Here is a 24,454-nt window from a genome sequence, read left to right on the forward strand (position 1 = left end):
GAATACATCGCATATTAACCCCTTACCTACAATTTGAAAATGAGTGATTTAACAGTCAATTGAGGCCTGTGCGGAAGCACAGCTCCCTTTCCCGCTGCCCTCATTCATTTTTTAGACTGTCCACCGGATTAGCATTAGCCGAGCACCAATTCTGGAACGTTACGGTGATAAAAGTGATGGCCGAGACTGCTACAAATGCTATCGCAAATACCCACCAACGAATCGGGGTACGGTAGGCGAAATGTTCGAGCCATTTTGTTACGCCGTAATAAGCCACGGGCGAGGCTACAACAAAGCAGATAGCGACAATACGCAGATAAGTGCGATTGAATAGGATAAGAATTTGTCCGGTAGACGATCCGAAAACTTTGCGGAGGCCGATCTCCTTCCGACGGTACTCGCTGTCAAACACCACAAGGCCAAATACGCCGACGAGAGACAGTAACACGGCCAGCAGACCAAAAAATGTGATGAGCGTGCGTAGTGTCGTTTCGCGGTGATAAAGCTCGTTGTAGATTGTGTCGTAGAAGGTGATATCGATCGGAAAAGAGGGATCGATGGCGGCTACGGTCTTTCGGATGTGTGCTGTAGCGGCGCGAACGTCGGTGCCGGACTTTAGGCGGATGTAAGAGACGGGCAGACGGGAACCGAGCGGACTGGCAGCAAGGCATATGTTGGTCGATTCTTGTCGCAGCGAAGCGATATGCAAGTCGCCCGTGAAGCCGACAAGGTCGCCCGAGTTGTCACGCCAATATTTGAAAGGACCGACGGACATCTGCAGACTGCGCCGAGCGTGATCGTTGAAAATAAAGGCTGGCCGGTCACTGCGCGCATCGGCCTCGGTGAAATCGCGGCCGTCGACTATGTGAATGCCCATTGTCCGGAGGAAGTTCCACGATACGTAGATTAGATTGTAGGAAAAATTGCGGCCGTTGTAGTCTGACGATTCCGTCATGTAGACATCTTTCGCGCCGATCTTCTCCGAGGCAAACGCCACGTCCTCAATACCTGCGTAAGATTTCAATCCGTCGACATACTCACGGGCATGATGACCAGCGATGGCTCCGTTGAGCTCTACCACGGCGATTTGATCGCGGTCAAAACCGATGATGTGGGTGCGCAGAAAACGGTTTTGCAACTGAACGAAGCCCGCGCCAATGATCAGCGTCATCGATATGACGAATTGCAGGCTGACGAGCATGAGCCTGAGCCTCCTTCCGCGAGGTGAGAGGCCGAAGCTACCCTTCAGCACCATCGCAGGTGGGAAAGAGGTCATGTAGTAAGCCGGATAGACGCCTGCTGCGAGGCCGACGAGTAACGATACAATGGCGGTAACCAATAAAAGTACCGGGTGATGAAGCGGCAATGTGTCGGCCTCAACGAAAGCCAGCAAACGGCTCTGATGCATGCCCCAAACAAGTATTACCGCGAGCAAAAACGCCGTGAGACAAATGGCACAAGCCTCGATCAGTAGCGAGAGGCGAAGAGCGGAATTTGTACTGCCTAAAACTCTCTGCGTATTGATGCTCTTCATTCTCAGCGGTGTCATGGCGGTGCTGAAATTGGTGTAATTCACTGCTGCAATGACAAGTATCAGCAGTGCGATGCCCATAAGTAGATTTACAACATCGGCGTTACCACTCCGAAAAAGACGTCCGTCGCCGCTCTCGTTCATAAAATAGATACTGGTGAGGGGCGTGAGCTTCATCTGCTCAACCGGATGGCCGATTTGGCTAAAGTTGAAATGTCGATTGAAGTTTTCCTCTACGTCGACGGCTGAGGCGGCATTGTCCAAGCGAACGTAACAGATGAAGTTGCTGGCGTCGTAATTCTCCTTCAGAAATGCTCCATCGATGGCGGTATAGATGACGTTGCGCAGCTGCGTATTCCCCGGAAAATCACGGTAGACGGCACCCACCGTAAGCTCCAACTGCGTGCTATCGTCGTCGCGGCTTTTGCTCCAGATCGATTCTTCGGCGCGCAATGGACGCCCGACGGCCGACACGGATCCAAAAAGTCGGCGAGCCATGCTCTCGGGGATCAGCACCTTATCCGGACTGCGGAGACAATCGGTGTCGCCTTCCGTAATGGGGAAATTAAATGTTCGGACGAGCGTCGGGTGACACGTCTGCACTGTTTCGCGGAAGCCATGACGGGTGCCGTCGTTTCCCACGACCGTAAAATAGACCTCGCCGACGAAGGGGTTGATCAGCGTGCCTGCTTCAATATGTGGGGACGAGGCGATGACGGCCTCCACGAAGGCACGCGGCAGGACAGTGGAGAACTCGCCGGGTTGCGAGAGATCCACTCGAAAAATATGTTCGGCCTCGGGGTGACAGCGGTCAAAATTTCGCTCGTAATCGACCTGCATGAGAATCGTCATGAAGGCTGCAAAGGCGAATGAGAGGCCGAAGACGTTGAGCACGGTCGCCACACGGAAGCGGCGGACGATGCTGAGTAGGTTGCGGGATATCGTTTTCATATCGGAGAAACTGTATTTGAATTGCTTGGATCCTTTCTCCTTTTCTTTCCTTGATGCGAAAAAAGGCGGCTCCTCTTTCTCCTTTTCTTTCCTTGATGAAAGAAAAGGAGGCAAAAGAAAATCAAGGCATCAGGGATGCCTGCCAAGTTAGCCGGGTACTTCAAAGGCGACAAAGAGGCTCGTGCTAAGTTGCATGTATCCGGCCAAAATTCGTTGGCGGCCGAAGCCGCCTTGATCTTCTTTTGCTTTCTTTTCTTCTATCAAGAGAAGAAAAGAAGGGACTCTTTTTGCGAGAAAGTAGAGACCTCTGCCAAGTTGCGGGAGACAATCATGCGCTCGAAAAAAGCACCCGGCAAACTGCTCCGCTCTCGATTTCAGGCTTTTTCTTGATGTGAGAAATGGAGGATCCTCTTTCTCCTTTTCTTTCCTTGATGAAAGAAAAGGAGGCAAAAGAAAATCAAGGCATCAGGGATGCCTGCCAAATTGTCCGGGTACTTCAAACGTAACAAAGGGATGCCTGCCAAGTTGGCCGGGTACTTCAAACGTAACAAAGAGGCTCGTGCCAAGTTGCATGTATCCGGCCAAACTTCGCCGGCGGCCGAAGCCGCCTTGATCTTCTTTTGCCTTCTTTTCTTCTATCAAGAGAAGAAAAGAAGGGACCACTTATGCGAGAAAGAAGGGATGCCTGCCAAGTTGGCCGGGTACTTCAAACGAAACAAATTGACCTCTGCCAAGTTGCGGAAGACAATCATGCGCTCGAAAAAAGTACCCGGCAAACTGCTCGGCTCTCGACTTGGGGCATTTTTCGTTCTTGCCGTTTCGCTATACCTTTTTATTCGCTCTTGAGGCTGTCTACCGGATTGGCATTGGCGGCGCGCCAGTTCTGAAACGTTACCGTGAAAAACGTGATCGCTGTCACGGCGATAAATGCGAGTGCGAAGATCCACCAGCGGATCGGCGTGCGGTAGGCGAAGTTCGTGAGCCATTGCGACACGCCATAATAGGCGACGGGGGCGGCTATGACGAAGCACACGATCACAATCTTGAAATAGGTGCGATTAAAACGAACCAGAATCTGCCTCGTGGACGAGCCAAAAACCTTCCGGATGCCGATCTCCTTCCTTTTATACTCGCTGTCGAAGACCACGAGGCCGAACACGCCTACCATCGAGATGAAAATGGCTATCGCGCTGAACAGCGTGATCAAAGAACCGACGGCGCGCTCCTTCTCGTAGAGTTGCTGGAGGACTTTATCGAAGAAAAATACGTTGAACGGATAGTCCGGATCCAATTCTTTCAGCACAGACTGTACATGCTCCATTGCGGCACGCATATCTGTGCCCGCTTTCATACGGATATAAACGTAGCGGGAGTTGTTTCCCCAATTTTCCTTTCCCCACACATAGAATGCCATCGGCTCGACTGCATTACGGAACGATGCAAACTTCACGTCTGACATAAAGCCGACGATTTGGGTGCTGTCGATCATCGCGCCTAATTCCAGCCCATATTCTTGCTTTGCGCGTTCATTAAATACATATGCCCCATGCCGTGTAAGGGCATCTTCCGTTCGGAACGTTCGCCCCTCGCTGACCGAAATGCCCAAAACATCGAGGAACGAAGCTTCCACGGGGATGACTACGTAATCTATCTGTTTGCCGCGATAATCCCGGCCCCAAGTCATGTATGAATCCGCACTGGATAGGATTTGTTCGGAGCGCGTAATGCCTGAAACACCTGCGTACGACTTGATTTTGTTCATAAAAGTCTCCGGATGCAATCGGCCCTCATCGCTCAGCTCGGCAATAATGATCTGATCACGTTCGTAACCCAACGGTGCGTGCTGCATAAAGTGATTTTGCAAATACATACACCCCGCCCCGATGATGAGCGCGAAGGATGCAAAGTATTGCACACCAATCAGGGCGTTGCGCAAGGCCCGTCCGCGTGTGGATAGGCCAAAACTGCCTTTCAGAATGAGTGCGGGCGGAAAAGACGTCATATAAAAAGCCGGATAAAGGCCCGCTGCAAGTCCGGTGCATAAAGCAATGAACGCCGTTGCTCCTACAACGACTTTGTGCGATAAAATTCCGAGGTCGGTAGTGACTAATGCAGAAAGCGGACTACGCGCAAAGAGCGCAACAAGCCCTACCGCTAAAATGTATGCGGCCAAACTGATCAAAGTAGACTCTGCCACCAAAGCGCGGCGGATATTCCCGACCGAACTCCCGAGTACTTTCTGCGTGTTGATGCTTCGAATGCGCATGGGCGTGAGTGCGATGCTGAAGTTGGTGAAATTTATTCCCGCGATCAGGAGCACGACGAATGCGATGGCCGTCAACACATGCAGGGCTTGGGCGTTGGCTTTCGGCATGTTGTCAAACTGCACATTAGAAACGAAGTGCACATCCGGCAGGGGAGTAAAACGCAGGTCGGCACCTACCGCTTCCCACTCCGCGACACCTTCCGCTCCGAATTGTTCCTTCAAGACATTCGTAAAATGCTTTTTGAAGTTCTCTTCAATGGTCGGGAGGTTGGCCGCGTCGTCCACCCGAATAAAGGCGGTGTAGTTCCAATTGCCCCAGTTCGTTTTATTCTCTTGCTCTGAGATGGCGTGATAAATCACGTTACTCACCAGCGTGTTATCGGGGAAGTCGCGATACACCGCACCCACCGTCGGCGTGAGATATGGGTTGATGAGCTTTTTCCCGACTGCTGATTCCTGGCCAAATATCTTGCGGGCCATACTCTCGGGGATCATCACTTGATCGGGAGTCTTCAAGACATCTGGCGAGCCTTCTACAAAATCAAAGTGGAAGACGTCGGTAAATCCCGGAGAAACGGTTTGATACAGTTCTCGAAATTTCTTTTTGTCAGCACCATTTTCTATGGAAAAAACAAAATCATAATCCATGTTTTGATACGTTCCCGCCTGAATATGAGGTGATGAAGCAATGAGCGTTTCAATCATGGGCCTACTAAGGATTGCTTGCACTCCGCCCTCTTTATGCACAAACTCCACACGGAATATCCGCGAATAGTTTGGGTCAAAATGATCAAAAGTATAATCATATTCCACTTGCATGAGGATTGTCATGAAGGCAGAAAAAGCCACCGCCAACCCGCATAAATTAAAAAGGGTCGCCATCTTGAATCGGCGAAAAATGCTCAGGAGATTTCTGTATATCGTATGCATAGAAAATCAATTACAGGGATAAAAAATGAGGATAAACGGGGGCGAAACAGCATTCGCCCCAGCCATCGTCGTCCGATACGCCTTATAAACGCGTTGTATTCACAATTTGTCCGTCGAAAAGGTTGATGATGCGATTCGCAAAGCCTGCATCATGCTGCGAGTGAGTCACCATGACGATCGTCGTGCCTTCGTCATGCAGGTCGTTAAGGAGACGGATCACTTCCAAGCCATTTTTTGAGTCCAAATTTCCTGTCGGCTCGTCCGCCAGGATCAATTTTGGATTCGCAACAACGGCCCTGGCAATTGCCACGCGTTGCTGTTGGCCGCCAGAAAGCTGCTGCGGGAAATGTCGCCCCCGATGACTGATGCTCATTCGCTTCAAGATGTTCTGCACGCGTTCCTTTCGCTCCGATGCTTTGATGCCGAGATACGTCAGGGGTAATTCTACGTTCTCAAAAACATTCAGCTCATCGATCAGATTGAAACTTTGGAACACGAAGCCTATCTGCCCTTTGCGCACTTCGGTGCGTTCCTTTTCGCGGAGATGTCCCACTTCGCGGCCGTCCAGATAATAGTTACCCTCGGTCGGGTTGTCCAGCAGGCCTAAAATATTGAGCAAGGTGGACTTGCCGCAACCTGACGGGCCCATAATAGCCACAAATTCTCCGTCCGCCACTTCTAACGAGACCTTATTCAGGGCGATGGTTTGGATCTCTTCGGTCTCAAAATACTTTGTCAGATTCTCTACTTTGATCATGATGTTTTGCGTGTTATAAAAATGAATGTCTATTTGTTGTCGGTGAAAATGAGAGCACGTTTTTCGATCTCGAGAAAGGGTATTGCAAAAGTGCGGTATGATTCTTTTCTCCCCTATGGGAATCATGCCAAACGGCAACACACATTTTCGATTTCGAAAAGGTCTCCTGTAAAACGATTTGCCTCTTGCTCGGCTTGAAAATATTAAACCGCATGAATCTTATTTAGTTGCTCGGCTGAAGCAATTAAGCCGCAAGAATGTTTCTTAGTTGCTTCATTAGAGCAATTAAGCCGTGAAAATGTCTCTTAGTTGCTCGGCTGAAGCAATTAAGCTGTGAAAATGTCTCTTAGTTGCTCGGCTGAAGCAATTAAGCCGCAAAAATGTCTCTTAATTGCTCTGATAGAGCAACTAAAGAAGATTTATACGGATTACTATTTTCTCCAGAAATCCTCATTTGAAACCTTGCGTGTGAAGATCTCTCCTCCAAGCGCCTGTCTCGCCAAATGGCAACATGCGCTCTCTGCTCCAAAAAAGTATCTCGCCAAACGGCGTCTCTCTTTCCGTGGCGCATAAAGGGCGTATGCCATTCGGCGCCACTATCTATCGATTGCTTTATTCTCTCTTGCATCTTCGTTTCTATCCTTTCGCAATCCGTGTGGAGATTATGCCATTCGGCGCCACTATCTATCGATTGCTTTCTTCTCTCTTGTTTCTTCTTTTCTTCCCTTGATGGAAGAAAAGAAGGCAAAAGAAGATCAAGCCCCCTGCCGGGGGCGGGGAAGTTTGCCGGGTACATGATGGATTCTATCTGTCCGCCGGCCGATTTTGCCTGATGCGTAATGGTACGTGTGATGACTTTCATCGGAAATACGTTTTTCGTTTTTACGAGTTCGTTTTTTACTTCTATAAATGCAATATGCAAAGGAGATGGATAGCGTAATGGGGGAGACTTTATAGCGTGGTGCAGATGCAAGGCGTCCAAGACCGAGGTGGAGGGAGTGTACTGAAGTACATGACCGAACACCGAGTGTCGAAGGCAACGCCGCAGATGCGCTGCGATATAAATGTCTCCCATTATTCGCTCTTGATACTCTTCACGGGATTTTCCGCCGCCGCGCGTCGCACATGCAGCGCAACAACAACGACGATGAGGCACAGGAGAAGGAGCCCGGAAAGGGCAAAGAGGTACCACGCGAGCGAAATTTTCTCGCTGAATCCTGTTTGCCATAAAGTGGCGACGTAGGCGGCTGCGCCACAACCTACAACAAGGGCGGGCGCCGCAATGCGAATGATGTCGCGTTCAAAAAGATGCAATACTTCGCCCAGGGTGGCCCCGTTGATTTTGCGAACAGCGATTTCCTTGCGCCGGCGATTGATCTCGTCACCTGTATAACCCATTAATCCGACGAGGGAGATGAGCAGCGTAATCACAACACCGATCATGACGGCATTGCGGAAGCGCTGCGTATCAGCATAACGGGCGGCCATCTCCGCGCGCCAATCGCACAGCTCCACTTCACGGTCGGGCATCAACTTTTGAAGCTCCTGCCGAACGTGTTGCATGGCTTCGGGCGTCATGTGGTGGAACTTCAGAAGCAAATAGTTCGATTCTTCCGGATCAGAACTATAAAACAGAATCGAAGGACGCTCGTCTTCCTCTTGAATCGTTCCGATCCGAATGTCATCATAGACGCCACAGATCGTAAAAGGCTCGTCGTTGTTTGCACCACTATGTTCCGTGACTAAAATTTGTTTGCCCACAGCGCCATCCCTCCAATCTGCAAACGCTTTCATCTTATCCACAAAGCGCTGACTGACCATCACTTCGTGCGACCATGCGACATCTTCTGTAAAGCTCTTTCCCGCGATGATGGGCACTTCAAGTGCTTCTAAAAATCCGTTTCCACACTCGTAGAGATCGGCTATGTTGAACAGCTCGCGGCTGTCATTGGGCAGATAAACATTGTTGCCAGATGTCCCGGTAAAAAATGGCTGATAAAATGTAGACACGGCGGACAGCTCGGGCAGCCTCTGCGCCTCATCGATCAGCTTGCGGCGCAGCGTGGAGTCTATCCCGCCCATACTGACATAGGCGAGGTTTTCGTAGCGATATCCCGGATCGTCGTCGATCATGCGGCGGTATTGCAGGGCAATCACCACGAGCAGCGAAAGGAGGAATCCGACCGCCATGAATTGCACCGCCAGCAGGGCGAGCTTCCAGCGGCGCCGATGGGTCGAAAAATGGCGGAAAGCGGCGGCCACGGGGATCCGCGCGAAGAGTCTACCGGGCAATAATCCGGCCGTGAGGAAGACCACGAGGCAAATGGCGAACAAAAAAATAAGGCTGCGCGTCGTAAAGAGTGCCCCCAGCGAGGCGTCGAGCAGCTCTTCAACCGTCGCGCGAAAAGCCAGAATGAGGGCGACGGCAAGCAGCAGTGAAAGGATCAAATGGAGGAACGTTTCGGAAAGGATCATTCGGACAATATCGCGTCCCGAGGCGCCATAACATTTATGCACAGCCACTTCCTTCGTTCTCGACACTAAGGAAGAGACGACGATCAGCACATAATTCATGACCGCCGTAAAAACAAGCGCAAACGCAAGCAAAAGAAGCAGCCACGTCATCCGGCGCACTTCGGGCAGACTGTCGTGAAGGTCGTTCAGGGGCGTGAGGGAGTAGCTCAGCTCCACACCGGCCTTTTTTAACTGCTCCAGATCCTGATGTTTTTCCTGCATAGCGTGCATGGCGTCGGAAAGGCTATCTGCCGAAACGCCCGGCTGCAATTTGACGAAAGCCATATATCGATCGTTTCCGATCCAATTCATCGTGCCGTCAAAATCGGGCGTGCGAAGCAGATCGATCGAAATCACGGCGTCATATTTGAGCGTGGCGTTTTCCGGGATCGTCTCAAACACGCCGCCGATGGTCAGCACCTCTCCCCCCCAGTTTTCCGCCCGGAGGATTTTTCCCACGACATCTCCCCCGAGCTTATCCGCCAACGCTTTAGAGACCATGATCAACCGATCGCCCCTCGGCGCGCTAAGGATTTTCTCCGCGTTGCCTTGCAGCATCGGCCTCGGGAGGACATTAAAAAAGGAGTCGTCCGCCGCGATCATATTTATCGAGATTTTTTTCTTGTCGTCGGTGTACACGTTCCCGATATAGATCCAGGTGCAACGCGTGGCTTGCTGCACACCCGCCACATCCTGCCGCATACCTACGGCCACACCGCCACTAACCTGTTCATGATTTTTGAGCTCTCCGTTTATTACATATATCTCATTCATGCGATAAATACGGTCTGCATCCGGATAGAACGTATCGTACGACTGCTCAAAAAAGACCTTGGCAATCAGCACCAGCCCCATCGCCAGCCCGACACCGAGCGAGAGGATTTTCATGCCATGATTTCGCCCGCGTTTAGTCAGCGAACGAAAAGCCGAGAGGAAATAATTCGTCATCATAGAGGTATTGTTGAACTAAAAATGAAAATCTACAAACTGAAAAAGGATCATGTAAAACGGAACAACCCATTCAGACCAATCCGTGGAACTGTTGTTGAACTAAAAATGAAAATCTACAAACGGAAAAAGGATCATGTAAAACGGCACAACCAATTCAGACCAAACCGTGGAACTATTATTGAACTCAAAATGAAAATCTACGAGCGGAAAAAGGATCATGTAAATCAGCACAAATGATTCAGACCGAACCGTGGAACTATTGTTACACTCAAAATGAAAATCTACGAACGGAAAAAGGATCATGTAAAGCAGCACAACCAATTCAGACCGAAAAAATAAATACGAACCTATCGGAAGGACAAAAAACGAGGGCTAAAAATTTTTCATGCAGACCGGAAGCACCGTTTTCGGCTCTCTGTTTTTTACGGTTCACTTTTCCAGGATCAGCACCTCGCTGTCTTTATAACTCTCGTAGCCCGACACGATCACTTTTTCTCCCGGTTCGAGACCCTCGGTAACTTCATAGTATTGAGGATTCTGCCGGCCGATCTTTATGCGGCGTCGATACGCCTTTTTCCCGTCCCGATCAAGAACGAAGATCCAGTTCCCACCCGTATTCTGGAAGAAGGTTCCTTTCGGGATAACCACCGCCTCCGTCGGCTGACCGAGTTCGAGATTGATGTAATACGTCTGCCCACTCCGAATGTTATCCGGACGTTCGCCGGTAAACACAAAATCCGTCCTAAACTTCCCGTCACGAACCTCGGGATATACCTTACGTACCGTCAGCGCGAAGTGAGTCCCCTGGCGATCGAACGTAGCCGGTAACCCAACGCGGACACGATCGATGTAATGTTCATCGATCAATGCCTGAACCTTGTAATCAGAGAGGTCGTTTATCTGCCCTATTTTCTGTCCCGGTTGAACGTTCTGGCCAAGCACCACGTCAAGCAAACCCAGCTCGCCATCGATCTGGGAACGTACTTCAAGCTTGTTTTTCCGCTCGCGAATGAGCAGCACATTGCGGCGCATATTCATGAGGTTATCTTCCATCTGATCCATTTGGATAGACCGATAAAGTGAGTCCTGACGGAGCCGTTCATTAATAAGCGTATGTTTCCGCCGCGCCAATTCGTAGTCTTCTTTTGCCTGCACATAATCCTCCCGGGCGGTGAGCTTCTCGTTATACAGCTTTTCCTGTTGCCGATAATTTCTAAGGCTCCGCGTAGTTGCAAGATCCAATTGTAGCTCCTCGGTTTTGTTGCGCAAACGGTCTTGTTCCATAGTTACTTGCGTGTTTCGAAGCAGATTTTGTTTTTCAGCTAATTCCGCCTCCGCATTAAGGATCTGCAACTCCAAATTAGCGTTGCTCAGTCGCACAATGACGTCGCCACGATGCACACGAGCGCCTTCCTCGACCACAAGTTCCTGAACAATTCCTCCTTCTTCGGGGCTCAGCTGCACAATTGTGATCGGCTGAACTTGTCCATCCACGCGGACAAAGTCGTTGAACTGATCCCGTTTTACATCACCGATGCTCAAGCTCCGGGCGTCTACGCGCAGCGTTGCAGCATGATTTCCGAACACAATCCACGACAGCAGCAAAACGACAGCAGCCCCGCCCGCAATGTATGGAAGGTGTTTCTTCCGTATTCCTTTCTTTTTTTCCAACAGTATATCCATGATCAAAACCTTAATTCAAAAACCTAAAACAGAAAATCGTCTGTGGAGAAGCGCAAAACGAAAATCCAACCGCCCAAAACAGTCAAGCACTTTTTCGGGATAATCATTTTCAAGCGCCCGACGCTGTTCATTTTTCATTTTCACCGATTAGCTCCCAAAAAATCGTCTGTGGAAAAGCGCAAAACAAAATTCCAACCGTCTAAAAGGGTCAAGCACTTTTTCGGGATAATCATTTTCAAGTGCCCGACGCTGTTCATTTTTCGTTTTCACAGATTAGCTCTCCCTGATTATAGTATGCCACCAAGCGGCGTTTAATTTCGTACGAGAGTTGTTTTTGTAGCAAGTTGGCCCGGGCTTCAATGAGCGTATTCGCGGCCGTTTGCAAATCGATTGCGGACGAAAGTCCTTCCTCATATTTACGTAACGTAACGCGGTAAGCCATCGAGTCCGCGGCCACCTTCCGCGCCATCTGCACAGCCTCTTTTTCAAACCCATCTCGATCCGCTACAGCCTGCTCGACAGCCGTCCGCAGCTGGCGAAGCGCCTCGTCACGTTGCACATCCGCCACCCGCATCGCGTTTCGTGCTCTGCGAGCCGACGTGTACCTTCCCAAGCCGTCGAAAAGGGGTATGCTGAGCGTCAAGGCCAAATATTCGCCGCGATTATTGTCGAAGAACTGTCGGCTGAAAGCCGTCGTATGTGGGTCGGCCAGGTTGCGGAAGTAATTCGTCGAAATACCCGCCTCAAAAGTCAGCTGGGGAAACATCGCACCACGCGCCACACGGTACAAATGTTGCGCTGCCAACCTGCGACACTCTGCTGCGCGCATCGTAGGGTTATCTGTCACTGCGCGGCTAAAAATTTCTTCCGCCGAAAGGCTCGCTGCATTTCCTCGCCACACCGTCACGGACGTATCCATCATCAATGCATCTTCGGCCGGATAATTCATCGCCTCTTTCAGCGTCCGTATAGCTGCGTCGTACAAATTCTGCTGGTGGATGAGGTTGTAATCATCCGCCGCCACAATCGCCTCCACCTGGGCCACGTCCGCGGCACCCTTCAGGCCCAATTCCTCCATGCGGCGCGTCTTGTGCAAAGTCTGCCGACTCTCGCCCAACTTTTCGATAGCCAGCCGCACAGTGCCGCCATAATAAACCGCATTCGAAAAAGCCTCCATCACCGCCAGCGCAGCCTCGTTCTGCACCCGACGCACCTCATGCGCACCCAGCTGACGGTTGATCGCCGCCGCTTTAGCCCGGTTCACAAGCTGTCCACCGTCGAACAGCGGCAGCGAGGCGTATGCCTGATAGGAATTATTAAAAGTGGAGACATTATTATATGTGTTCGTTTGCGGGTCGATCGACCGCCCGTAGTTGAGTTGCCCGCCAATCCGCATCCCCACCGAAGGGAAGAAGTCGGCCATGGCGGCGCGATACTCCGCCCGATACGTATCGTCTTGATGCTTCTCGGCGCGCACCTTGAGGCTATTTTCCGCGGCGTAACGCATGCAGTCGTCCATCGTCCACGTTTTCGCCTCCTGGGCACGTGCCCCGACGAACGCCACGCAAAGCCACCCGCTTAAGATCCATCTCTTGTACATCATTTTCGTGATTTCGTTTTGCACTTATTCATGCCAAAACTATGCCGCCAAAGGCAAGAGCATTGCTTTCAATCAGTTGCGGAAATGCACGCCAATAGTCCTTGTCAAAAACTTAGACGGGAGCGTCAACGTATTAGACAAAACGAAACGCAAAACGGCCGTACAAACTCTCAGCACCCATTTTTTTCGGACTAAGAAGCTGTTTTGAATTTATTTCGGAGACTATCGGGAGGATGTTTCTGATGATTTTGTTTCATCATTTGACGAGCATAGCCGGCTATGTGAGGATGAATGATGAAACAAAAGGGCAGAAACAGGCCCTGATAGACCCGAAACAGAAAAGAGAAAGATCCGCCCAAACAATTCCATCAAACAATCATCCAATAAATTCAAAACAGCTTCTTATTTCCTCCTGTCACGCTGCAGCTACGCCGCATGGCTCCGACCGCGATCCTTGTACTTTTGCAGCCGTCCCAAACGCCTGTCGACATGAGAGGATGATCCCGCCCGGACACCGCGCAGCGGACGTATTTGAACGATGTGGAATAAAAATATGCTTGTTAGCCGGAGGCCGCTCTTCGCCTCACCGTCCGAACGGACAGAACGACGCCGTACGGCGTTGTTGTTTGGGCTGTTGTGGTTCAAATTCTTGTGGTTTGACGTCTGTTGGTGTGCCGCCTCCACCTACCGCCCCTTTTCAATGGTCGAGACATACCTCAGCGCTACGCTCGCCGCGCTCATTTTGTTGCTGCCACTCGTCATCTGGCGTATGGAGCGGACGACATGGGCCGTGGCGATCCTCACGGACATATTATTGGTATGCAATCTGATGTATTTCCGCACCTACTACACCGCCATCCCGCCGGATAGCTACCTGCTGGTGGGCAACCTCCGAGATTTTACGGATAGCGTCTGGGGGTCACTTAAAATCACCGACGCCCTCTTCCCGGCATCGACCGTCGTAGCCGCCGCACTGCGTTATCGCCGACGGGGACAAGCCTCGCGACTCCGGCGATCGGTCTTGCTGCGACGTTATACCATCGCGACGACCGTCACGACCGCCGCACTGCTGACTTTGACCCTGGTGAAGGGTGGATTCCGCGCGGCTTACGAGTCGATGCAAGGCTCGTACACCCACACGTGCGTGACGCCGATGTACACGGTCTTCGGGACGTTTTACTACGACTGTATTCGCGGCGCAGAGACGTTCACGCCGGAGGTCGGGCAGCGGATCGAGGCCTGGATGACGGCCGATCGCACCGCCCGCATGGTCGCCGACGCCGATACGTTGCTGCCGGACACGGTCGTGCGCCAACACGTCATCATTATCCTGGCCGAATCGCTCGAAAGCTGGGTCTTGGAGCGCACGGTGGAGGGGCAGGAGCTAACCCCGCGCCTCAACGCCCTGCTGCGCGACTCGCTGACGATCTACGCGCCACATATCCTCTCGCAAGCTAAAGGTGGACGGTCGATCGACGCCCAACTCATGATCAATGCGGGGCTGCTACCGATCGCCAGCGGAGCCTACAGCCTGAAGTATCCGCACACGACGTACCCTTCGCTGGCCGAAGCCATGCGCGCGGAGTATGGTGTCGACGCGGTGCGGGCCTACGCGTTGACAGGCGACAAGCCGATGGTGTGGAACCAAGCGGTCATCGACCCGGCGTTGGGCTATGACAGCTTGATCGCAAAGGGCAGCTTCGTGAACGACGAGCCCGTGGGCCCGAGGTACCGCCCACAGATCGGCGACGTCTCCCTGCTGCGTCAGATCGCCGAAAAAATCGTCCGTGGCGAGGTCTGGGATGCGCGCCGGCACATGCTCCTGCAATGTGTCACCTACTCGGGCCACTTCCCCTTCGCTCTGCCCGAGCGGCTGCGAGAGGTGCGATTCTCCGATCGTTACCCCGAGCGTATGCGCGACTACATGGCCACGGCGCGCTACACCGATCGCGCCATCGGCCTCTTCGTCGACCGACTCCGGGCGGCCGGCGTTTACGACAACACGCTCGTCGTGATCACGGGCGACCATGAGGGACTCGGTGAGATGCGTCGGGCGTGGTGCGAGAGCACTGGCGGACGCGGTCTGGTCGCTGACCGGCCGATGGTACCCTTCATCGTCCTGAACGCACCGCGGGGAATGCGCGTGGAGGCAGTCGGCGGGCAAGTGGACATCTACCCCACCCTGCTCCGGCTACTCGGACTGCGACGCTATGCCTGGCGCGGCATGGGCCGTAGCCTCACCGACCCCACGCGTCCGCCCGTGGCTGTCGATCCATACGGTACGATCTACGGTCGGCCCGACTCCATCGCCGCCCCGACACTCCAGCGGCTGAAGGAAGCCTGGCCCGTATCGGACGCGATCATCCGATACGATTACTTCAAACGGAAAGCTAAGAAGGGATAGCTAAAAACGTGTGTTCGACGTCAGAGAATGCTGTTTTTGAGACGCCGTCATGTCGCATGACGAGACCAAAATGGCCGTTGAGACGCCGTCGTGTCGCATGACGAGACCAAAATGGCCATTGAGACGCCGTCATGTCGCATGACGAGACCAAAATGGCCATTGAGACGCCGTCATGTCGCATGACGAGACCAAAATGGCCGTTGAGACGCCGTCATGTCGCATGACGAGACCAAAATGGCCATTGAGGCGCCGTCGTGTCGCATGACGAGACCAAAATGGCCGTTGAGACGCCGTCATGTCGCATGACGAGACCAAAATGGCCGTTGAGACGCCATCATGTCGCATGACGCTTGTTCCCTCAGGAGAGACGAGGGGTGTCAGCGCAAAGACGCCCCGCCATCTCTGGGATAACGGAGCGTCTTTTTATCGTTTCGACCTATTGCAGGGCGCGTTCGGCAGCGCTCACTCCTTGCGCAGGGCGCGGACCACTTCACCGATGTACATCGTGTGGAGGCCGGCCTTGCCGCGTTTGTTGTAGAACTCGCGGGGCACATCGTCTTTGAACGCGGCCGAGTCGAAGGGCGCGGCGTAGAGCAGGCGGCACTCTAGGACAAGGTCGGCCTCGGCGTAGTAAGGCGTGCCGTTCTCAGTGTAAAGCGTGTGGAGGCCGAGCGCAGCGGCCTTGTCGCCGTCGCGTCCGCTGTGGTGGCCCATGTAGCGGAGGATGCTGTCGCCCTCGGCAAAGGCCATGACGGTGAAGTAGGGCGAGCGATCCATGAACGTCTTCGTGTAGCGCTTTTCGGCCACGTAGACGGTGACGGTCGGCCGTCCCCAGAGGCAGCCCATCGCGCCCCAACCGATGGTCATGGCGTTGCTCTTCTCACGGTCGCCAGCGGCCAAAAGGAGGCCCCCACGGAAGTAGGTGAAGGGATTGAGGGTGAAATCTTCGTTCACGGGAAACGCTTTGAAGGTGCCGGTCGGAACAGCCGTCTTCGGGGTGTCGGCCAGCATGGATAAGGTAGGCAGGGCGAGCAGCGTCGCAACCAATAGGAGGTGAAGGAGGCGGGAGACTTTCATCGTGAATACGTATGGGGGATAATGGATGGATAAAAACGGCAAGCAGTCCCGCCGGGTCATGTGTAGACCGACAGGACTGCTTGAATACATACATCTGCGCAACGAGGCATCAATTGATCACCTCGGGCGGAGTGGCTACGGTGGCGTCTTTGCCAATCTCTTTGAAGGCGGCGATCATGCGCTTGGTGTCCGTCTTGGTGGGGTTGTAGGTGACGGTCACTTGCTGCTTGGACTGGTTGACGCGAACGTCCTTCACACCTTTCTCATAAGCGAACTGCTTCTTGATATTCTTTACGCAGCTGCTGCACACGATCTCGACGGCGAAGGTGACGCGCTCGTCTTTCTTAGGCGCCTTCTGATCCTGCGCCATCGTGTGGGTTGCACCCATTGCCATTATCAGCAGGGCAACGATCATTGATTGAATTGCTTTCATACTCAGTTTTGTTTTGAGGGTGAATAATCGAATGCGCCAGTGTGGCGCGGTAGTTATAAGTCGTCATTGCAGGGGCGAGTCCGATGCTTGCCCCGAGGAGAGCGACGCCGGCAAAAATAAGATAACCGATTAACCCGCCGGCGGAAAAGTCCCCATGAAGAGAGGTTAGAGCGACCAGCGCAGCCCCGCGTAGATCTTCCGACCGTGCACCGGCCCCCAGACCATCGTGGCGTCGAAGTCGTTACCCCAGGGGTCGGACGAGGCGACGATCGGGTGAGCCTGCTTGAAGTTGAGCAGGTTCTCGGCGCCGAGGTAGACGGACATCTTTTTGAAGCGCTTTGTCACCTGCGCACCGAGCATCGTGTAGGGGTCGAACGTCGGCTCCCAGAGCGGGCGTGCGGCGTCGGGGGTGGGCATCGAACCGGCGCCGTTGAACTGTGCCGTGGCGTCCAGCTGCCAGCCGTAGCGCGGCGTCCGGTAGCCTACCGTGAGGAGGCCTTTGTAGCGGTTCGTGAGTGGCTTCTCCATCAGGCGCCCGTTGTAGGTCTCCTTCGCGTCCGTCCAGCGCCAAGCCGCGCGCACGTCGAGGGTCTTAAAGAAGGTGTAGGCCGCCTCGAGCTGGATGTTACGCGCATAGGCCCGGCCGTCGAGGTTGTAGAAGCGCACCCCGTGGGCGTCGGTCATCACGTCGGCCACCACCTGGTTCTGGAAATCCGTCTGGTAATACTCCGCCGAGAGCGTCAGCTCCTGCCCCGCGATGGGGAGGTAACCCGTAAGGCTTGCGCCCCAGTTCCAAGCCGACTCCATGCGCAGGTCAGGCGCCACGCTGAGGTTGCGCACACGGTTGGAGGCGAAGAGGAAGTTGTTCTCCACAAAGACGTTCACCGAGCGGTAGCCCTTGCCCACGGAGGCGCGCACGCTGAGGGCTTCGATGGGGGTGTAGTGGAGGTGCAGGCGCGGGGTGACAAAGGCGCCGTATTCGTTGTGGCGATCGGCGCGCAGACCGGCCATGAGGTCGAGGTTGCGCATCGGCTTCCACGTGTATTCGGCGAAGGCGCCAGCGGTCCACTCCGTGCGCAGGCGGAGGAAGGCGGGATCGTCGGCGAAATAGTTCGACATCTGCTCCGTGCGATCCATATTCAGGCTGAGGCCGGTGCTGATCTTATGCTTGACGCCGAGGTCGGTGTCGAAGAGCAGATTGGCGTAGACGTTCGACTGGCGCAGGTCGTAGGGGAGGGCGCCATAGGTTGCGTCCTGCTTGTGAAACGACCCAGCCAGGATGAGGGCCACGCTGCGGTTGGCCTCGTCGTCGAGCACGTAACCATTCTTCGTGAACACCTCACCGCGCAGCGTACGGATGTCGATGCGATACAGCGGATCGCCGGGGCGAGCCGGCGTGGCATGCGCCGTCTGACCGTTCTCACGCGTCTCATGGATCAGCTTCACGCCCACCTGCGAGACGTAATTCTTGCGGTTATAAAACCAGCGATTGAAGACGTTGAACTGCTCCGTGAGCGGCAGATCGAGGAAACCGTCGCCGTCGGCGTCGTGCGACTGCTTGTCGCGCGAATAGTGGGCGAAGAGGCCCGTGGAGAGGTGTTTCGAGAGGCGGATGGCGGCGTCGGCATTGCCCTCCATGCGGCCGGCGTCGGAGGCGAAGAGGTTGAGCGTAAGGGGCGCCGCCTTCATGGGCTTCTTGTACTCCACGTTGATCTGCCCCGTGACCGACTCGTAGCCGTTGCGCACTGACGCGCTGCCCTTCGACACCTGGATACTCTCCATCCACGGCGCTGGCACATAGTCCAGCCCGAAGAGTGAGGCGGCGCCGCGGAAGTTGGGCACGTTCTCGGTCAGCATTTGCACATACGTGCCGGGCAGGCCTAAGAGGCGGATCTGCTTGGCGCCCGTGGCCGCGTCGGAATAGGAGACGTCGACCGAGGCGTTCGTCTCGAAGCTCTCCGAGAGGTTGCAGCAGGCGGCACGCGTCAGCTCCTCATAGTTGATCTTCTCGGTCTGCACCGTGGCAATACGCGACTTGAGCGTGTTGGCCACGCGGCCCTTGACGACCACCTCGCTCACCTGCTGCACCTCCTCGCGGAGGACGATGGCCAGCGCGTTCGCGTTGGCCGCGGTGACGTCGATCGTGTCCGAACGGAAGCCGATATAGGCCGCCACGAGTCGATCGGTGGCGTGGCTGCTGTGGAGCGTAAAGTTTCCGTCGGCGTCGGTCGTGGCCACTTCGCCCGAACGGAGCAGGCGCAGCGTGGCGCCGATGGCTTTGTCGCCGTTGTCGAGGGCGACGTTTCCTTTCACATTGAATTGTGCCCGGGCCGCATTGACGCTAAGCGCGGCGGCAAGGACGGGCAGGGTGTACTTGAATCGTAACTTCATAAACGTAAGTCGTGTGTATAGAATCTTCGAGGGACTTTTTGTCACCCTCACTTGTCATTTGAGGGCGGCAAAAGACGTGCAATTTCCTGTGGAAAGCGCATGGATAAACGGTTTTTGAGTCTTTTGTAGAGACTTTGGGCAGGGGAAATGCGAGCTTCAAGGCCTCATCATGGAGGTTATCTCGCCGAACACTTCGACAGCCTCTCGCAGGTTTGCATGGCCTTGAAATACATTATTTCTGGCCGCCGCAGATTTTACAATGCCCGAAATACATTATTTCTGGCCGCCGCAGATTTGCATGGCCTCGAAATACATTATTTCCGGCCGCCGCAGATTTGCATGGCCTCGAAATACACTATTTCTGGTCGCCGCAGAATTTACAACGCTCGAAATACATTATTTCCGGCCGCTGCAGATGATAAGGCTCCTATTTTTGCGGCCATCAATCACCCATTAAATCCCATTCAAATGATTACGCATGCACTCATCAACCCGCGATCAATCGCCGTCATCGGCGGCTCGAACCACATACACAAGCCCGGCGGGCGGTTAGTAAAAAACCTGATCGAAGGCCCGTTCACGGGCGACTTATACATCGTCAACCCGAAGGAGCGTCTGATCCAGGGGCGCCCCGTGACGCGCAGCGTAAACGACCTGCCGACGGGCATCGAACTGGGCGTGCTGGCCGTCTCCGCGGCGCACTGCACGGAGGCCGTGCGCGTGTTGGTGGAAGAGAAAGGTGCGCGCGCCATCATCATCATCTCGGCTGGCTTCAGTGAGGAGTCGACCGAGGGTGCGGCCATCGAACGGGAGATCTGCCGCATCTGCACCGCGGCCGGCGTGGCGCTTATCGGCCCGAACTGCATCGGGCTGGCCAACCCGCACCACCATGCCGTCTTCACATCGCCCGTGCCTACGCTCGGCCCCGGCGGCATCGACCTCATCTCGGCCTCGGGCGGCGTGGCGCTGTTTATCATCGAATGCGCCCTGACGAAGGGGCTGCGGTTCCACTCGCTTTGGTCGGTGGGCAACGCTGCGCAGACGGGTATCGAGGAGGTGTTGGAGTATATGGACGAGCACTTCGACCCCTCCACCGATGCGCGCATCAAGGCGCTTTACATCGAGGACATCCGCGACGCCGAGAAGCTCGTGCGCCACGCCGTATCGCTCGTTCGTAAGGGGTGCTGCATCGCGGCCATCAAGGGCGGGACAACGGCCGATGGCATGCGGGCGTCAGCCATGCACACGGGCGCGCAGCCGACCAGCGAAGAGGAGGTGGCAGCGATCTTCCGTCGGGCGGGTATCGTGCGGTGTTACAGTCGGGAGGAGCTGATCGCTGTAGCCTGTGCCTTCGCGCTACCACGACCGCAGGGAAAAAGTTTTGCGGTCGTCACCCACGCCGGTGGTGCAGGCGTCATCCTGACCGACGCGCTCGTGCGTTGCGGCATGAAGGTGCCAGCCTACCGTGGTGCGATGGCCGACGAGCTGAAGGCGCGTCTCTTGCCGGGCGCGTCGGTGGCTAATCCGATCGACATCCTCGGCACGGGCTCCGCGGCGGACTTCGGTCTGGCGATCGACTATGCCGATCAGCACTTCCCGGAGACAGACGCCATCGCCGTGATCTTCGGCAGCATCGGTCTGGGAAAGATCACAGCGGCGGTGGACGTCATCCTTGAGAAGATGCAGACGTGCTCCAAGCCGATCTACCCCATCCTCCCCTCGGTGCTCAACACGGCAGAGGAGATCGCCCACTTCGTCCGCCACGGCGGCATCACCTTCCCCGACGAGGTCACACTGGCGCAAGCGCTGGGGCGGATGGCAAGCCTATGAGTTATGTTTGCCCTATCAATCCATTAATAAAAGACGATCATGACAACGATAGAATTGGGCGCCGCCATCCAACGTGAACTGGACAGAATGGAAGGCAATGAAACGATGATGAAACAAGCGCTTCAAGCCCTGCGCCGCATCGGCCGTGAGGTAAAAAAGAAGGAATACGCCGGACAGGACGACGGGGAGATTATTGCCGGCTTACGGCATGCTTTCTCGGAATGGAAAGACGTGAAAGAGGGTAAGCTACAGACCCGATCATTAGAGGAATTGCTTGATGAGCTATAAGCTGCGAACTATCCGCTCGTTTGATCGAGATGTCAAACGGTTAGCCAAGCACTATCACTCTCTACGCGACGATCTCCGGCAATTGGCCCGGCAACTACTGGAAAACCCGTTGCAAGGTGCAGACTTAGGAGGCGGCATCCGTAAAATCAGACTTGCTATCACTTCCAAGCAGAGCGGTAAGCGGGGCGGTGCAAGGGTGATCATCCATATCGAGCTCTTAACCGGAATGCACGAGGGCGCGATCTGTTTCCTCGCCCTTTACGACAAGTCTGCTCAGTCTTCCATCTCTGATAAAATCATCCGCGAACTACTCAAAGAGGCCGGCATCATTTGATACCGACCTTAATCCCCTCCTCCCCACCGGCCAGGAGTGGTCATAACCGCTCTAACTCACCGGTGCCCGCGCCCGTGCCCTTGTATTTACTCTTGGCCGCGTTGAACCGGTAGCGCAGAGTAAGCTCGAACTCCTGCGAGTCGTAGCGGTCTACCTGATAGGACTCCATGCGCGGAGAGCGGTAAATGGCGCCACCCCCCTCGCCGCGAAACACGTCCCAACCCCGCAGCATCACACTCAGGCGATCGCTGAAGAACGATCGCGTCAACCCCATGTTGACCACCCACGTATTATCCGTGAGGTGCAGATTGCGCTCGTCGCCCTTGCTCCGGTAACGCACGTCGAGCGTGAAGAGTAGGCCAGCCGGCAGCCGGAGTGAGTTGTTCAGCGAGATGCGAAAAATCGGCCTGTCATAGCGCACCGGCTTCCCGTCAATCTCCACCTCGGCCCACTGCTTGACAAACCCCGCGCTGAGCTGCGGCGTCCACACTCCAAACGTCGGCGTGACGGTGGCAAAAGCCGTCAGCAAAGGCAGCCGATCGAGGTTGGTGTAGGTGATGAGAGACACCTTCGGATCTATTCGGCTGCGCTCCGTGCGATCAATCACGGCGTCGCGTTCCTGCCGGTAACTTGCCGTCAGTTGCACGATGCGCCACGAAGCCGTGAGGCTTACGTCGTGCGTTAGGGTTGGCTTCAGCAGCGGGTTACCCGTTTGCAACGTGAGGCGGTTGGCGTAATACACGTTGCTTGTTAATTGGCGATACGACGGGCGCTGCGTCTTCGCCGTGTAAGCCAGTTGCAAGTCGACGCCCTTCACCCGCGTGCCGAACGAGACGTTGGGGAACCATTGGTTGTAGCTGCGGTTCAAGCCGTCGAGCGGTCGGCCGTCGCTGAGGTAATCGGAGCGAACGTGCTCATAGCGCAGCCCCGCGCCGAATTGCCCGATAGGCGTCTCCCGTGCATACTCCGCAAAGAGGCTACTGTTCCATTCGTCCGCGGTCATATCAGACGACGGGACAATGCGCTCAGTGTTGCTGTACACGTCTGTGCGATGCGTGCGGACATACTCTCCACCGACGGACAGCTCGCCACCAAAAACGGGGTACGACAGGATCAGCTTCGACGCTGCGAGCCGGTTGCGCACACGATTTTCTGAGTTCACCACGCGGTCTTCCTGCATGCGACTCGTCTCCACGGCATGCGAGCGCGACGTGCTGCCACTCGTGTAGAAATCGATGTTGAAGTCGATCCCCAAGCGACCCACCGTGCCGTTGTAATACGCATTGAGACGGTGTGCAGGGTCGTTCGTCGTACGGCGCGCATTGTCGCTATGCCATTCGTCGTAAAAGGCCGAGTCGGCGTGAACCATGCTGTTGAAAGTCGTGTGGTTGATGTCGTCGCGTAGGGTTGGCGAGAGCGTGTAGCGGAGGCCGACGTAATGCTTAGGCGAGATCTCCCAATTGGTGCCAGCCGTGATGCGCATCCACCGGTCGATACCCGTGGCATAAAGCGCATTCTCCTGTTGCCAAAGTGTATCAAGGCGCGTCTGCTGCGTGATGCGACTGTCGATAAGGTACGCCCCGCGGCCGTAAAGGACGGTGCCGAACACGTCCCAACCGCTCTTGCGCCAATTCACATTCAACTGCTCGCGCAGGTCGGTCGTTTCGCCCTCGTACCAGCTCGACCGTGCATCGAATCCGAAGCCATCTCCGGCATGCCGCACCGTGTTGATGCGGATCACCGCCTTCACCGAAGCCTCGTAGCGTGCGCCAGGATTGCGGACGATCTCCACGTCACGTATGTCGGCCGAGTTCAGCTGATCTAACTCCGACAGGTCGCGCACCTCACGGCGGTTGATATAGATCTTGGCCTCCCCCTTACCGAAAACGGAGATGTTGCCCTTGTTATCCGTCGTCAGCGAGGGTAACCGGCGCAGCACGTCGTTCGCCGTGCCCGCTTGGCTCAGCATGGAGCCTTGCACCGACGCCACAAGCGCATCGTTCTTCAGCCGGATAGCTGGCCGATTCGCCCGTACCGTCACCTCGGCTAACTGCGTGGATTCGGGCTTAAGCGTGACGGTCACACCCGGCCGCGCCTCAACCGTCTGCGTCTCGTATCCCACGAAGGAGATCTTCAGAAAAGCTCGCTTCGTCATACCACCTTCTAACGTAAAATCCCCATCTGCGTCGGTGATCGTTCCCGTCACAAGCGCCGAGTCAGGCGGCGCATACAGCGCCACGTTGGCAAACTCGATGGGTTGGTTTTGCGTGTCCACCACGCGTCCGGTCAATTGTTGTGCGTAAGTCGCACATGCTGCGGCCAGTGTACCGATCAGCAAGATGTAGTATCGTCTCATGTTTGTCTGGGTTTGATGTTTCTACAAACAGGACGAAGAGGCAGAGAAAATGCTACAGGTCTATCGAGGTTGGAAGAGAAATGGGTCTATAAAACTTGATTGCTTGGGACGCATTCCCCACCCCCTTTTCTTGTGTCAAGACAAGAAAAGGAGGCAAA

The 24,454-nt window shown here is 54.7% G+C and carries 17 protein-coding genes; 6 read left to right on the forward strand and 11 right to left on the reverse strand.

Annotation, left to right across the window (positions count from 1 at the left end):
- Positions 1-100: 100 nt before the first annotated feature.
- Positions 101-2,482: an ABC transporter permease gene (locus tag C7123_RS00610; RefSeq protein ID WP_069175419.1), complete on the reverse strand. Its 2,382-nt coding sequence runs from the start codon at positions 2,480-2,482 to the stop codon at positions 101-103.
- A gap of 135 nt (positions 2,483-2,617) precedes the next feature.
- On the opposite strand from C7123_RS00610, the gene C7123_RS00615 reads away from it, so the two are divergent.
- The gene (locus tag C7123_RS00615; protein ID WP_069175420.1) at positions 2,618-2,872 is read left to right on the forward strand and encodes a hypothetical protein; all 255 of its coding nucleotides are present in this window, start codon (positions 2,618-2,620) and stop codon (positions 2,870-2,872) included.
- Between the two features lie 81 nt (positions 2,873-2,953).
- Positions 2,954-3,328: a hypothetical protein gene (locus C7123_RS00620; protein WP_159049782.1), complete on the forward strand. Its 375-nt coding sequence runs from the start codon at positions 2,954-2,956 to the stop codon at positions 3,326-3,328.
- On the opposite strand, the gene C7123_RS00625 is transcribed toward C7123_RS00620, so the two are convergent.
- The 6 genes from C7123_RS00625 to C7123_RS00655 all read right to left on the reverse strand — a co-directional run bounded on the left by C7123_RS00625 (position 3,315) and on the right by C7123_RS00655 (position 13,186).
- Positions 3,315-5,678 carry an ABC transporter permease gene (locus C7123_RS00625; protein WP_069175422.1) on the reverse strand — a complete coding sequence of 788 codons (2,364 nt, stop codon included), beginning with the start codon at positions 5,676-5,678 and terminating at the stop codon, positions 3,315-3,317. The two genes, C7123_RS00620 and C7123_RS00625, sit on opposite strands and share 14 nt — an antisense overlap.
- 82 nt (positions 5,679-5,760) lie before the next feature.
- Positions 5,761-6,435 (reverse strand): ABC transporter ATP-binding protein, encoded by a 675-nt coding sequence (locus C7123_RS00630; RefSeq protein WP_037996689.1) that lies wholly within the window; start codon positions 6,433-6,435, stop codon positions 5,761-5,763.
- Positions 6,436-6,802: 367 nt separating this feature from the next.
- Positions 6,803-7,297: a hypothetical protein gene (locus C7123_RS00635; protein ID WP_069175423.1), complete on the reverse strand. Its 495-nt coding sequence runs from the start codon at positions 7,295-7,297 to the stop codon at positions 6,803-6,805.
- 212 nt (positions 7,298-7,509) lie between these two features.
- Entirely contained in the window at positions 7,510-9,900 is a 2,391-nt protein-coding gene (locus C7123_RS00640; RefSeq protein WP_237269322.1) for an FtsX-like permease family protein, read from the reverse strand.
- 429 nt (positions 9,901-10,329) lie between these two features.
- The gene (locus C7123_RS00650) at positions 10,330-11,583 is read right to left on the reverse strand and encodes an efflux RND transporter periplasmic adaptor subunit (protein WP_069175425.1); all 1,254 of its coding nucleotides are present in this window, start codon (positions 11,581-11,583) and stop codon (positions 10,330-10,332) included.
- Between the two features lie 253 nt (positions 11,584-11,836).
- On the reverse strand, positions 11,837-13,186 hold the full coding sequence (locus C7123_RS00655) for a TolC family protein (RefSeq protein ID WP_237269323.1): 1,350 nt from the start codon (positions 13,184-13,186) through the stop codon (positions 11,837-11,839).
- A gap of 697 nt (positions 13,187-13,883) precedes the next feature.
- Between C7123_RS00655 and C7123_RS00660 the strand changes: the two genes are divergently transcribed.
- Positions 13,884-15,587: an LTA synthase family protein gene (locus C7123_RS00660; RefSeq protein WP_237269324.1), complete on the forward strand. Its 1,704-nt coding sequence runs from the start codon at positions 13,884-13,886 to the stop codon at positions 15,585-15,587.
- Positions 15,588-16,049: 462 nt separating this feature from the next.
- Here C7123_RS00660 and C7123_RS00665 read toward each other — a convergent pair whose 3' ends face one another.
- From C7123_RS00665 to C7123_RS00675, 3 genes are all read right to left on the reverse strand, one after another.
- Complete coding sequence (locus C7123_RS00665; protein ID WP_159049783.1) at positions 16,050-16,664, reverse strand: flavin reductase family protein; 615 nt, start codon at positions 16,662-16,664, stop codon at positions 16,050-16,052.
- Positions 16,665-16,773: 109 nt separating this feature from the next.
- Positions 16,774-17,097, reverse strand: a complete 324-nt coding sequence (locus C7123_RS00670) for a cation transporter (RefSeq protein ID WP_069175427.1) — start codon at positions 17,095-17,097, stop codon at positions 16,774-16,776.
- A 165-nt stretch (positions 17,098-17,262) separates the two neighbouring features.
- The gene (locus C7123_RS00675) at positions 17,263-19,488 is read right to left on the reverse strand and encodes a TonB-dependent receptor (RefSeq protein ID WP_069175428.1); all 2,226 of its coding nucleotides are present in this window, start codon (positions 19,486-19,488) and stop codon (positions 17,263-17,265) included.
- 468 nt (positions 19,489-19,956) lie between these two features.
- Here C7123_RS00675 and C7123_RS00680 point away from each other — a divergent pair, with 468 nt between their 5' ends.
- Genes C7123_RS00680 through C7123_RS00690 form a run of 3 tightly spaced genes read left to right on the forward strand, consistent with a single transcriptional unit; the run spans position 19,957 to position 21,940 of the window.
- Positions 19,957-21,318 (forward strand): CoA-binding protein, encoded by a 1,362-nt coding sequence (locus C7123_RS00680; RefSeq protein ID WP_069175429.1) that lies wholly within the window; start codon positions 19,957-19,959, stop codon positions 21,316-21,318.
- 39 nt (positions 21,319-21,357) lie between these two features.
- On the forward strand, positions 21,358-21,606 hold the full coding sequence (locus tag C7123_RS00685) for a hypothetical protein (RefSeq protein ID WP_037984668.1): 249 nt from the start codon (positions 21,358-21,360) through the stop codon (positions 21,604-21,606).
- Positions 21,596-21,940 (forward strand): type II toxin-antitoxin system RelE/ParE family toxin, encoded by a 345-nt coding sequence (locus C7123_RS00690; RefSeq protein WP_069175430.1) that lies wholly within the window; start codon positions 21,596-21,598, stop codon positions 21,938-21,940. Before C7123_RS00685 ends, C7123_RS00690 begins: the two co-directional genes overlap by 11 nt.
- Positions 21,941-21,980: 40 nt before the next feature.
- On the opposite strand, the gene C7123_RS00695 is transcribed toward C7123_RS00690, so the two are convergent.
- The gene (locus tag C7123_RS00695; RefSeq protein ID WP_069175431.1) at positions 21,981-24,296 is read right to left on the reverse strand and encodes an outer membrane beta-barrel family protein; all 2,316 of its coding nucleotides are present in this window, start codon (positions 24,294-24,296) and stop codon (positions 21,981-21,983) included.
- Positions 24,297-24,454: the final 158 nt, after the last annotated feature.

It is taken from the genome of Tannerella serpentiformis, from assembly GCF_003033925.1.
GTDB lineage: Bacteria > Bacteroidota > Bacteroidia > Bacteroidales > Tannerellaceae > Tannerella > Tannerella serpentiformis.